This window comes from Clostridium sp. FS41, assembly GCF_000954015.1.
In the GTDB taxonomy this organism is placed as follows: Bacteria; Bacillota; Clostridia; order Lachnospirales; family Lachnospiraceae; genus Enterocloster; species Enterocloster citroniae.
On sequence record NZ_JYHN01000056.1, the window covers coordinates 141,192 to 154,151 of the forward strand.

9 protein-coding genes are annotated in these 12,960 nt (G+C 48.7%); all 9 read right to left on the reverse strand.

Translation table 11 applies throughout. The annotated features are described in order from the left end of the window. Positions 1-101: 101 nt before the first annotated feature. Positions 102-1,067 carry a BsaA family SipW-dependent biofilm matrix protein gene (locus CLFS41_RS11145; protein ID WP_045092313.1) on the reverse strand — a complete coding sequence of 322 codons (966 nt, stop codon included), beginning with the start codon at positions 1,065-1,067 and terminating at the stop codon, positions 102-104. Positions 1,068-1,084: 17 nt separating this feature from the next. Further along, entirely contained in the window at positions 1,085-1,828 is a 744-nt protein-coding gene (locus tag CLFS41_RS11150; protein WP_007867328.1) for a BsaA family SipW-dependent biofilm matrix protein, read from the reverse strand. Between the two features lie 12 nt (positions 1,829-1,840). Then, complete coding sequence (locus CLFS41_RS11155; RefSeq protein WP_045092314.1) at positions 1,841-2,500, reverse strand: hypothetical protein; 660 nt, start codon at positions 2,498-2,500, stop codon at positions 1,841-1,843. Then, on the reverse strand, positions 2,493-7,637 hold the full coding sequence (locus CLFS41_RS11160) for a Cna B-type domain-containing protein (RefSeq protein ID WP_045092315.1): 5,145 nt from the start codon (positions 7,635-7,637) through the stop codon (positions 2,493-2,495). Before CLFS41_RS11160 ends, CLFS41_RS11155 begins: the two co-directional genes overlap by 8 nt. Before the next feature lie 178 nt (positions 7,638-7,815). Next, positions 7,816-9,063: a BTAD domain-containing putative transcriptional regulator gene (locus CLFS41_RS11165; RefSeq protein WP_007867337.1), complete on the reverse strand. Its 1,248-nt coding sequence runs from the start codon at positions 9,061-9,063 to the stop codon at positions 7,816-7,818. A gap of 64 nt (positions 9,064-9,127) precedes the next feature. Then, the gene (locus CLFS41_RS11170) at positions 9,128-9,634 is read right to left on the reverse strand and encodes a hypothetical protein (RefSeq protein ID WP_045092316.1); all 507 of its coding nucleotides are present in this window, start codon (positions 9,632-9,634) and stop codon (positions 9,128-9,130) included. 278 nt (positions 9,635-9,912) lie between these two features. Continuing rightward, entirely contained in the window at positions 9,913-10,785 is an 873-nt protein-coding gene (locus tag CLFS41_RS11175) for a tyrosine-type recombinase/integrase (protein ID WP_007867341.1), read from the reverse strand. 350 nt (positions 10,786-11,135) lie between these two features. Further along, positions 11,136-11,774, reverse strand: a complete 639-nt coding sequence (locus tag CLFS41_RS11185) for an orotate phosphoribosyltransferase (protein WP_045092318.1) — start codon at positions 11,772-11,774, stop codon at positions 11,136-11,138. A gap of 324 nt (positions 11,775-12,098) precedes the next feature. Then, positions 12,099-12,950 carry an aldo/keto reductase gene (locus tag CLFS41_RS11190; protein ID WP_045092319.1) on the reverse strand — a complete coding sequence of 284 codons (852 nt, stop codon included), beginning with the start codon at positions 12,948-12,950 and terminating at the stop codon, positions 12,099-12,101. Between the last annotated feature and the right edge of the window lie 10 nt (positions 12,951-12,960).

Sequence of the window (12,960 nt, forward strand, 5' to 3'; positions counted from 1 at the left end):
TTTTTCATATTATTATGCTTTTATTTTGTTATATTGGTCCGTCCATCAAAAAACATAGGCGGCAATAACCTGTTTGATCATTCTTTTATGGACAGCTGAACTTACTTCTGGACCTCTGATTCGCTGATCAGCTTCCACTCACATCCAAGCTGCTTAAAATCAAAGACACCGCCTTCTCCAAAAACCGTGTTGACGGCCTGGTCCGTTGCCTGTACGGTCTGGGCTGCCACCACCAGGGTATAATCAGCGTCACTGTACCCGGCCAGCCTGGCATCTGTGAGATCAGTAACTGATTTCATAAAGGTTATCTGGTTTCCATCCGCTTTCAGGCGCTCATTCATTTCCCTGGTGGAAATGTAATCATATCCAAGAGGGCTGGACGCATTGCTGGCCGTGGCGAATTCCACCCAGTCGTTGCTTCCATTTTCAGGTCTTTGACCCGTGGTGGCATAATACCGGATCTCCTTGTAGGAACCCATATCCACATTTTCCGCCAGGGTCACTCCGTCAAGGAGCTTGGTTGTCTCCGCAATTTCATGGCTGCCATCCTCTTTCTCTACTGCGCCGGGAAGGACATACATATAGTAATAATATCCATCCGCCGGATTATAAACCCAGCCGCCGTCCGGCATCATGCTTTTAAATACCACTGAGTCATCCGCGTCAGGATCGGCAATTCCGTCTTCCGGGTCACCCTGGTAAACATTCTCAAATGCATTGTTGGCATTGGATGGGCTTCCAATGGCGACCGGCCGCTCCTTTTCCTGGGAGGTGTCTGTAAAATAAAATTCCTCTTGTCCTCTGACCCACTTTTCCTGGAATTTCACCCGCACTACCACGGGTAGGGTACCTGTGTTACGGATTGTCACATCTTTATTCACACTGGTTCCAGGCCCCCAGTTCTCACCCTCCGAAGGCTTAAACTCTTCAACCAGTTCCGTATCATATTTCCCTGTATCAAATATGTTGGCGGCTGTCAAAGTCTGGTTAAAGTAAGCAAATGTCCCGCCGATCCCGGCCACTGCCAGCATTGCGGCCACTGCTATCACTTTTCCATTTATTCTCATTCTCCTGTCCTCCTGTATCATTCACCGGCCCGGCTGCCCTGACTCCATGTCAGTACGCCGCTGCTGTCTTCCTGAACCACCATATTCCACTGTGACTGTACCCCCAGTGCCGAATCATGTTCCTCAACAGGAACCGCCTCTGCATGGAAGGTCAGTTTATAAATCTTATCACTGTAATCCACGTCATGCCGGTCATTTGACACTTCATCGCTTAAACTGATGCTCTCAAGGATACAGTCCGTGGTTTTCCCTGCCGGGAGGACCTGTTTATAATACCGGTAGCTCTTTCCGTTCTCATCCGTATATGACTTTGACCAGAACTCAGTCTCCATGTTCATATAATCTACATTTCCCTCTGCTTGGCCGGAATCGGTCCAGACTCCCGGATTCCAATGTTTGATCACATGATCCGTGTCGTAGCCAGCCTCCTTTTCAAGGATAACAGGCGGGCTGCTCCCCTGTCCCTTTTGGCACCAGCTCTCCTGTGGCGGTACTTCAACACGCAGGAACAGGTCCATTTCACCTGTGTTTTGGAACGAAACTTTTTTAATCACTGTCTCTCCGGGCAGGAACGAGCTCTCCGGGTCGAAAATTTCCACCATGGCCGCCCCGCTGTGGGAAGTTCCCAGGGGATTGGCCAGGGTCATCACATCACTGTAATATGCCAATGTGACTGCAAATGACAGGAGCAATATAACCAGTATCAGGAGACCGGCTGTCTTTTTGTTTTTCAGCCGTGTATGGATCTCTAATCGTTTCAAAACAACCACCTCCTAATTTTTTCCGGAATCAACATTCCAGTTAATACTGCATCCATATTTATTGTTGTCCCAGTTATCCGGCGTCACTGAAATGTCCCTGTCAAAAAGCCGCCGCACTGCCTTCAAGCTGACATTCCAGTCATCGCTGGACTGCACGATCTCCATTGTGAAATGGAATTTATACTCCGCATTTTGATACCTCTGGTCCTCTATCCCTGACAAATCTATAAAATCCACGCCCCGGACCAGCTTTTCCGTACTGCGGTCCTGGATGCCTGATACGGAACCGGGAAGCACCTTTTTGTAGTAATACCATCCATCCTCCCCGCTTTCCCAATTGCCGTCCAATGAAAGGCTGGGGACAGCCAAAGGCAGAGACTGGCCGGATGCATCCACTATATGATTAGGGAGAACCGTGCCATCCTGTGCAATCCATGACTGCGCAAATGCAACTCTTAAAAACACATCTGCCTCCCCATTATTTGTAAAAGAAACCTCCTTTGCCCCCTGGTCCAGGTTTTCTGTTATACCCCCTTCTACAACAGGCGTCTTTATGGGATTTTCCAGTTGCATGGAGTGGATGACCGCGGCGCCTGTTACTCCGGCTGCAATGGATAGGGATACCAGCACGATCATTGGCAGCAGCTTGGATAAGACCTTTCTTTTATCCATAAAGATCATCTCCTTTCTCCAGTTTTCTCTGGCCGCGCGCTACACCTCTGTCTTCAACAAACACCATGATGCAGTCCGAGGTAAAGGCCGATGCCATATACTGAGGATTGTCACTTCCATGATATTCTGTAAACGGGTTCTCCGGCCTGAAATCCGTTCCCTCCCCATTTGTAAATCCCTTTACATTGGTGACTGATGCGGTGTGATGGAAATAGCTCTCATGGTCAGGGGTGTTTGTAAGAATCACCAGGATATCGTCACCTGGTTTCACTGTAACTTTGTCCCCGTTCTCAGCTCCTGAGAGCGCGTCTGCCGGTTCGCTTTCCATACGTGACATGGTGTATTCCATTGGTACGATCTCCGCAATGGAAAAGATCTGCCCTTCCTTGGGAGGAATCACAAGGATTGCCCCGCTTTCCTCTCCATTTCCAAGAGCAGTCTGTGTATAGACAGCTCCCTTACTGTCCATGACCTGTATCACAAACTTGTAGGAAGAATCAATGGGTTCATTTTCAAGGCCGTTCTGTTCCACTGTCTTTTTGATCCTCAGTTTTGCCGCCAAAAGGGTATTGGTTATTTGAAACGGATTGGCGGATGTCCCCGTACCGCTGGAATCGTAGGATGCTGAATAAGAGTATCCGGAGGATAATACCGCCGTACTGCCATCCTCTATGGGCTGGCCCGCCTGGTCCAGTTCTCTCACCGTGTAAACATACGGCGGGGAGCTTCCATCGGCTTTTACAGGCAGGTCTTTCCAACCTGCTGTCCATTTGTTGGCATCGCTGAGTTTTACAGGTTCGCCAAAGGCCGCCCCATTCTGATACAGCTGGACCTCCAATATCTCAGGCCGCGTATGGTAGGCATTTTCATAATCCACCCATACTTTTTTCACTGCCAGGTCTTTCTGATTATAAGTATTGGTTATCACAGAGTGATCACTGCTGTAAGTGACAATATATTGTCCCTCACCAATCTGTACCGTGCTTCCGGCTTCCACCTTATTACCGGAAGAGTCAACCTCATAGGGAACATAGTTGATCTTTGTCCCTCCAGAATCATACCCCGGCAGATTCTGCCATGTGCCGTACCAGTTATTAGAGCTGTCCAGTGTGATAATGTCACCCGTCCTTGTACTTCCATCCTTAAACAATCCCACCTGAACAGAACCCTCTCCGGCACCACCGACCCACTGTTTCCTCACATTGATATCCGTGAGCCGGGTATTAGTGATGGTCATCCCATTGATGCTTGATGTATAACCAACAATTGTTCCTATTTCCTCTACGGTATAAACATGCTCCTCATTTGAATTTACTTCCTTATATTTGGGCAGGTTATCCCACGTATACTCCCAGCCATTGGAGGCCTCCAGCCTGACCGCACTACCGTAGGAAGCGCCATCTTGTTTCAGCTGGACATAGATATATTCAGGCCGTTTCTTATCCTCATTATTTCCATCCAGCCACAGCTTCCGGACCGTGCGGGAAACCGTCTCGGATTCCGGGGTTGGGATTGATGTGACGCTTGGGAGTGTGAATTTCATGTAACAGCAGGAACCGGTTCCTCCTCTCTCTATAAAGAAGACCGACATGGTATGTTTCTGGTTCTTATCGCTTAGAAGGCCCTTGTTCTGCATCCATGACTTCAGGTCCACATAAGCGCCTTCCGCGGAATGGATTCCTCCCAGATCAACGTCACTTACCAAATTGCCGTCCACATACAGCCAGAAATCATCATCTCCCCTGAAGTAATAGTCCATGGGCCCGGTGTAATCTCCCAGGACAAACTCAAAGTCATAGCGCATTCCAAAAAACCAGTTGTGGGTGATCCCCTTTTTGTTCACGTCCTCATCATTTTGAGGGAATCCGTAATGGTTATAGCCAAACAGAGGATCCCTGTTTTTTCCGTTAACCGCGTTGTTGTAACTGACACTGTCCATAGGCCAGAACAGGTTGGAATAAAGTTTTTTGGATCCGTTCCAGCTGTCACATGTATAGACGATCTGATCCAGGTTTTTCAAAAGTGTTTTTCCCGAACTGTCATATACGGATTCCAGTGTATAGGTGTCCCCCTGGCGTTCAAAACCCAGCTGATAGTTCGGCAGGTATTTCTTGGCATAATAGGTCACCTTTTTACCGTCCTTATATGTTTCACTGGTGGTGATATCCTGGGTTGCAAAAAGGCCCGGATCCTGATAATTAAACTTAATCGTATTGTCTGCGGCCAGGGTTTCTTTGGGAATCCCCGTCACCACGGAACCTGCATTGTTTGGCACCCCTGTATAACCATGGCGTATCTGTGCCTGGCCGTTTCCTCCGATCCCAACGCCGATGCGGGTGGAGCTGTTTCCCAGGGAGGTATTGTTCATTCCCACCTTGCTGGTGTTAAGGGTTCCATGGTTCCCATCCGTGGTCTTTCCTTCCACCGTAACATTATAATCGTGGAATCCCGTATATCCCTTAATGGTGCCCGAGGTAGGCACATAGTTGATTTTTATCTTATTGTTGGCCGCAGTAAGATAGATCTTCTGGTCTGTGGCATTTTCCGTAAAGGTCTGTCCATTGGGGTAATTCGCATTGGTTATGGTCACGCTTTTTACCGTATAATTACCGCCCAGGGCAACCTTACTCCAGTTGGAGACTGCAATAGAGTAATCCACCCCTGTGCCTGATCCATTGGGCAGGGTCAGGTTATCATCGCTGTATATTTTTACCTCCTGCTTTGCATACGTGCTTCCGCTTTGGGCTCCCGGATACAGTCTGTTCCCGGAGACAGATTCCTTTATTTTACCGCTATTGTCAAATGTCATCTTATCCAGCTGTGCCCAGTGTTCCACTGTCACAGGCACTTCTTTTGCCTCCGGCACGTTGACCACAATGTATATGGAAAAATGATCTGTTTCCATCACTACAGTTCCGTCAGATGCCACGGTGCTGTTCATCTCATTTGCTACAACCTGCGTTTCATCCAGATGGTAGACTTTGATCTCATCTCCTCCGGATTGGATCCGTTCACTGGGGTCTGCCGGTTCCTCCTGCCGGGACAACACCTGGATTGCACCCGGTACATCCGCCAGCGTGTTGGATGCAGCCGCAGGATCACGCTTTTCCAGCTCCAGATTTTTAAAGGCTACATTGATAGGGCCTACCGGTTCAACCTCAACCCCGTCCGCGTAGAGCTTTATATCCAGGGCTTTGTAGGATTGAATAGAGATCCCCTCCTCCTGAGACTTTTTCTCCAACGCCTCGTCCACCTGGGCCATATGCTCCTGCCCTACTTCGGAGACTCTCACAGCCATCTGGTCCGCCTCAGGAAAGGAATCCACTGGTCCGCTTACCGTAACGGCAGCATTCCCAATCCGGCCTTCCAGGGAGATCTCCCCGTCACCTGTTACAATCAGTGAGAATCCCTGGGTGGATTTGCAGGTTTTTCCTTTTATCTTGCTCTCCTGGGTAATCTTTCCAAAATAGATCCCGGGGCTCACATTCCCGGACACGCGGTACGAACAGATCAGCATATTCTCCCTTACATCATCCACCATTGCCTTTCTCACCTTAAAGCCGTTTAACTTGGCGTTGTACATTTCAATCCTGTAATTTACTTTCCCAAGGTCTACCGTATAATCTTCGCTTTCCTCCTCATCTGCATTTTTCCGGGTTTCCCCGGCATCTTTTGCAGCGGTATCTTTACGTCCATTTGAAGGATCTTCCGATTTTGATTCAATTACAACCACGGATTCAGATCCCATTTTTTCACTTTGGTCCTGCTCTGTCACCCCTGTCTCTGTCAAATCCCCTTGAGCGTGTTCTGATGACATGGTTGGTGCTGCTTCTGTGTCTGCCGCTTCTGTGTCTGCCGCTTCTGTGTCTGCTGTTTCTGTGTCTGCTGCTTCTGTTAGTCCTGACTCGTCTGACGCCTGGGCTGTGGTTTCCTCTGGATCTGTTGATCCTGCCTCCATGGATGCCTGTGTCTGGTTTTCCCCTGAATCAGTGGGTGAAGATTCTGTGGATTCCTGTGTCTCGGTTTCCCCTTGCTCGGCGGCCGCTTCCCCAGCGGAGGGCAGAGGAGTGGTTCCCTCAGTCTCCGTGGGTGCCTGTGTCTCGGTTTCCCCTGACACTGTCGGCAATGCCTCTGTGGTTTCCTCTGTCTGGTTTTCTCCCGAATCAGAGGGTGCCTGGGCCTCAGTTTCCCGGGGTATGCCCGGGCCTTCTTCCGTCATCTCTTGTACCGGCTTTGTAGGTATATCCGGCCGGGCCTGTGACGGCGTGGCAGGAAGTGCTTCAGATGGCGTAGCCGGTGGAACGACCGGAACAGCCTCTGACGGTGTAGCAGGAGCAATATCTGCCTCATCCTTAAAGGAATCTTCCAGGATTGCGTCAAAATCAAACATGGATGCACGGATTCCCATAGTGACCATCTCACCTGTTCCTATTCGGTTTCCATCTTGGAATTCAACGGAATCCATATTCAGATAATTGACCGTATATAAAAAATTCTCACGGACGCGTATTCTCTTTTCTTCACCTTTTCCGTCAAACTGGAATTTTACCTGCTGGTTCCGTACCCCCTCGATATCTTCATCAATGGAAAATGTAAAACGTACTGAATAAATCTGCCCGGGAACCAGTTCGATCCCATCGATCCGCTCCAGCCCTTTTGTGCCATCCTCATTTTCCGGAATACCTGTTTCCAGTGTGCCATCATCCGCTATACTATCATCCGGTATGCCGGTATCAAATGCATCTTCTTCTGACTCCTCCAAAAGAAAAAACTCCGCCGAGTCCGCCTGAATCCCCTTTGCGCTATATGTCAGTGTGCCATCTGTGACCACAGTTCCCGTCTCATTCTTAAGATGAACATCCAAGCTGACCAGCCCCCCTGGGCGGAAGTCCCCCTCCTCCGAAAAAATGCTGATTACCACATCATCCTTTTTTGAATTTTTGAAACTGGCATTGCTGACCATGGCCTTGGAAAATTCGCCAAGCTCCGACAGATCCGTCTCCTCCCGGTAGAACCTGTCGCCATATTCTTCGGCAAATGCAATCCCGGAATTGCCCAGTATCAGTATGCTTACAATGGTAAACGCCAAAAAACCAGACGTTATCCTCTTCCAGCCCGCTTCCAATCTCCGATTCATCATTTACCTCCTGTATGTTCTGCAAACTCTTATTTTTTCTTAATCTAGGGCACTGTTCCTTAATGCTAATTTTATCAAAGGGGGTATCCTGCATCCTGCCACATCCAATGCATTTTCCCAATTTTCTATGTGCGGCGCAAAAATATCGCCATCCCGCATTGCAATGGCGATAAAATTTTTATTCCAGCATGGACTTTTCCAGTTCCTGGGTCATGGTCACATGGTACCACAATTCTCCCCTGCTGCCCGGCATCTTATTGTAGGCGGATTCGATCCGCTGAAATATGATACTGCAGGATTCCTTGTTGATCCTTGTGAGAAGGAGGATATAGTGGCGGTTTCCGTACCGTGTATACGCATCCCCTTTTCTCAGGGAACTGCCGATCACGTCCTTCAGCAGCTCCATCTGGTATATGCGGTTGTCCTGCCCTCTTCTTTTTTCCTGCTGCCCCAGGGTGAGGAACATCAGCACCGGATTCAGGTCATGGCGCTCCCTGGCCCGAAGCAGCAGGCGGCAGTAGTCAATAAAGCTTGGATATGTACAGTAATACGCTCCCGTGATAACGCCTTCCTCAAATATGGCCCTGGTGATATCTCCTTCCCTGCCCATAAAATACCGGTCCGTTATGTGCCATGCCTGAATGCTCCGTTTATGTTTCCGTTCAAACAGTTCCAGGTCTTCAAAACACTTCTGCATCTCCTCCGCCGGCGGACTCCCCATCTCCCTTGCGTAGAGTTCCATGGTTCTGTTATAAATATCAATGGCCTCCTCATACCGGTACATTTCCAGGCAGCACCGTATCTGCTCTGTCTGCCAATTCTCAAAGGGATAGACGGCAGATGCCCTGGTGTAAAGCTTCAGCAGGTTCTGGTAGTCATTATTGGATTTAAACGCCTGCTCCAACTCCCGGATCGTCTGCACATATAGGCGTTTAAAAGATTCACTCTTCTCATAGAACCACATGTCGGACTGGTTCATGGGCAGCAGCTCTCCGTAATAGTTTTGATTGGCCTGAAGGAACAGCGCGGTCCGTTCACCTCCCCGGCTCCCCTCTGCCTTATGTACCAGTGTTTCAAAATAGGCCGCATCTAATTCAACCTTAAAGCTGCTCTTCCACCTGCATATCCCATCCTGTATAACTACATATTCCTCCTCCGGAAGGCCGGAGGCCGCCAGCTGTCCCTTGAGCCGGTAGCACAGATTGTTCAGGTTTTTATTGCGGTTGCCCGCGTCAGTCCCCTCGCTCCACCCATAGAGGAAATCCATGATCTCACTTTTTGCAATCCCCTGCTCTCCTGATAGCAGCAGCATCTGGAAAAGACGCACGGATTTAGCGTTGCCTGTTTTATGGAACAGTATATGGTCCTCCCCATAACGCATTGTAAATTTACCCAGCATCTGTACACGCAGAATTTTACCGCCCATACGGTCCGCCTCCTTTATCATCATGTGCCGGAGCCATTGCCCTGAAAAGCTCCCTGCTCCTGGTTTACAGCTGTATCATGCTGATCATGCGCATCAGTTCCAGGGCGCTTCTGAAATTTACCACCTTGCCCTTGGTGATCTTTCCTCTGATGCTTCCCTGCAAACTGGAGAACTGTCTGTATTTCACATAGACGATCAGCACTTCCCTGGCCTTTAACGCCTGCTTAAAGGGAATCTGGTCCATGGTGTACGTCAGGTTGCTCCTGTCCGCCTGTGGATGATGGGAACCGGCTTCCCTGTAACGCCTTTCCGTCTCCATATTCAGGAAGCGCGGATCCGTTGTTGCATGAGGCATACCAACCCAGTTGCACATCTCATCCAGCTTCAGCACCATGTCTCCCACTCCGCTGAACCATATGGGTTCCTTAAGGTAGCAGCTGTAAATTTCCCCGTACACTTCCCCCTCCTCAGTTCCCTGAATACAGACCAGCATGGTGCTGGACCGGTCCGATACCACCAGCTCCTCAATGCGTTTCATGGCTTCTTCGTCCTGTATGATCTCACTGCCCATCTCTTCGTCCCCTTTACTTAAAGTACCTTGGCTTCTATTTACAACAGAATTCCTCTTTTGTTGTAAATTTCTCCTTTGTAACTGTCTCCTCATCCATTCAATTCCCCGGAGCATCTGAGGGAACAATAAAATAAGCACAATAAACAGGCTGGAAAAAATTTGATTTAGACCAGCTTATTTATTGTGCCGATAATTCAAAAAAATGTATGAGGCAATCACATTTCTATGGCAAACATAAAAAATATGTAGTATAATAACTCCAAACGATATCCTTTTGTTTACAACAAAAGAGGAATTCTGTTGTAATGTTCTATGAGCAGCCCCATTCGTTCCAACTGTCTGACATGTTTTTCCCCGCTTTCCATTGTATAGATACGTGTCGTGTTGACACTGCTGTGCCCCAGTATGTCTGACAGCCGCAGCAGATCCTTTTCCTGGCTGTAGTACACCCTTGCAAAGAGGTGGCGCAGATTATGGGGAAATATCTTTTTCGGATCGATCCCTGCCTTTATTCCGATTTTTTTCATCTCACGCCATATATTGCTGCGGTCCATGGGCTTTCCGCTTCGTGTCACAAAAATGGCGCCGGACTGTATCTTCCTTTTCCCCGCATACTCCTTAAGAAGCCTGCACAGCTGCTGTGTGAGAAAGATGGTCCTGACCTTTCCTTTGCAGTCCACCTGTGCAATCTGATTTTCCACCGCATCCACCGTAATATAGGAAAGTTCCGATATTCGTATGCCTGTGGAGCACAGGGTCTGAAGCAAAAGGCATAGCCGCTCATTTCCATTTACACGCGCAGCCTCCACCAGCCGCAGGTATTCCTCACGTTTCAGTTCCTTTTGTCCGGAACAGAAGACCTGCTGCTTCACTTTTATAAACTTAACCAGACAGTCATTCCATTCCAAGTACCGGAAAAATCCATTGACAGCAGCCAGGGCGCCGTTAACGGTCACCGGCGACAGATTTCCCCTAAGTGTTTCCTTCCAGGCCATAACCCTTTCTTTGGTAACTGCTGACCCATCCATAAACTGTTCAAACTGGTTCAGATAATATCTGTATTTATAAATGGTTCCCTGGCTCATCTCATTATGCTGCAGCCAGAGACAGTATTCTTCGATCGTTCCGCCTGCAATTGTTCGTTTCAACATGTCCGTTCCTCCTACTAGATTGTTTAGTGTACTCTCGGAGTCTCCCCGGCACCCATCTTTGCGGCTGAGATTCCGAGAGTACACTTTATGTTTCTTATTTTGCCGGGTAAATATAGAAAAGGAAGCCCGTATAAGGCCTCCTTTTAGCTTGGTTTTTTATTTCGCAAATCATACTCCCATTTCTGTTTTTCCCGTACAAAAATAAATATAACATTTTATTGTTAAAAAAATCAAGCAGCGGATCCCCTTTGCAAAGGAAATGCAGCAGAAGGAACATGCCGGACAGATGTCCGGCACAATTGATACCCTCAGTGGACAAGGGTATGATTCCATATTATAATGCTTTATCCTTACAGGCTGGTATACCCGTAGGAATTCACCAGCGCCTCCAGCTTCCTGCCCTGTTTGCAGAACGGGCAGTCCCTGTAATCATAGAACGTATATTCCGGAACATCTCTTTTATTAAATATAGAAGTGATCTTATGCCCGTTTATCTCATCCAGAGCACTGAATATGGCCGTGATCCCTCTCAGAACCCCTCCATAATACAGGACAGACTCGATCCCCTTATTCAGGGCAAGCCCGGTTGTGACCGATGCGGTCAGCAGGATCACATTCTTGCCCCGTATCATGGGCAGGATATTTTCCTTAAATACCATCTGGCTGTTGCTGTTGTACTCCGGCGTCACAATGTAGATGGTTTTGTGGGCATTCATGGAGAGAACTCCGGCTCCGGTCAGCTCCTGAGCCAGAAAACTTCCGATCACCTGGGTTCCCTCCAGGCACACAATGGTGTCCACAACCGTGTCATAGAGGAACATTCCCATCAGGCTTTTGGCAATCTCCTGCGCCTCACTGAGCCTTGTCTTCAGAGTAGTCATATCAATGTAATAATTGATATGGGCATGATTGGTGGCAAAGTGTCCGGGTGTAACCTTAAGCGGTGCCTCACAGCCGGTTGTATGTATCTTCACATACTTGTTATCCATAAAAACGCCCCCTTTTCAGTGGTTCACAACATCGGTATCTATCTATTATTATACTAAAGAATCACGTCTGATACAAGGGTTGAGTGAATCCAGGGCATGAATCCAGAACATGCAGCCAGGTCATTGGCAACAGTGCCCAATGGAAAATCCCCTCCATGAAAGTGAGCTGGAACTAAAGATCATTGAACTGTACAGCGTTTCCGGAAACCTGATCGGCCACGTCCCTGAAACAGGCTCCTTCCAGCACGCATCTCCCGGTTCGGCCGGGCCCTCGGCCAGGCCTTCAAATTCGCCTTGATGAGCCTGATTCTGGCAGCGGTCGGATCAAAAGCCGATATGATCCGGATCCGGCCCCGTCCTTCCATCCTCACCCAATCCGGTGATGCGGACACACTCCTGGGCTGTAAGACAGAAGTCAAATATATCTGCATTTTGAGCCATCCGCCCCGGGTTCATGGACTTGGTGATCGGAATAATATCCTGCTGCAGTTCCCACCGCAGGGCAATCTGGGCAGATGATTTATGGTACTTGCTGCCAATCTCACAGAGCACCTGGTTGTCTAACACGGTGCCATGGCCAAGGGGACTCCAGGCCTGTACCTGGATTCCCTTTTTCCTGCAGTAAGCAGCTGTATCCTTCTGGGTAAAAAACGGATGTATCTCCAGCTGGTCCGCCATTGGCTGTATATTGGCCTCCGCCTCAATGTTTTCAATATGATGAGGCAGGAAGTTGCTCAGTCCAATGGCACGGACCAGTTTTTCATCATATAAGCGTTCAAAGGCTTTCCAGGTATTCCTGCTGACCTGCTTCCAATTGTCCCGGTACAGTGCAGGAATGGGCCAATGGATCAAATACAGGTCCAGGTATTCCAGTCCCAGAAGCCGAAGGCTTTCCTCACATGCGGCCAGAGTCTTGTCATATCCCTGTTCCGTATTCTTAAGTTTGGTTGTCACAAACAATTCTTCTCTTGGAATCCCCGATTCCCGGATTCCCGTTCCCACACTCTTTTCATTTCCATAGAGCTGGGCTGTGTCTATATGTCTGTACCCGGCGGCAATGGCATCTTTTACTGCCTGCACCGCCTCATTCCCCTCCGGTGTCCTCCATGTGCCATATCCCAGACAGGGGATCTTTACCCCATTCTTTAAAACAAAGCAGTCGCTTAAATGATTCATCTGAATGATC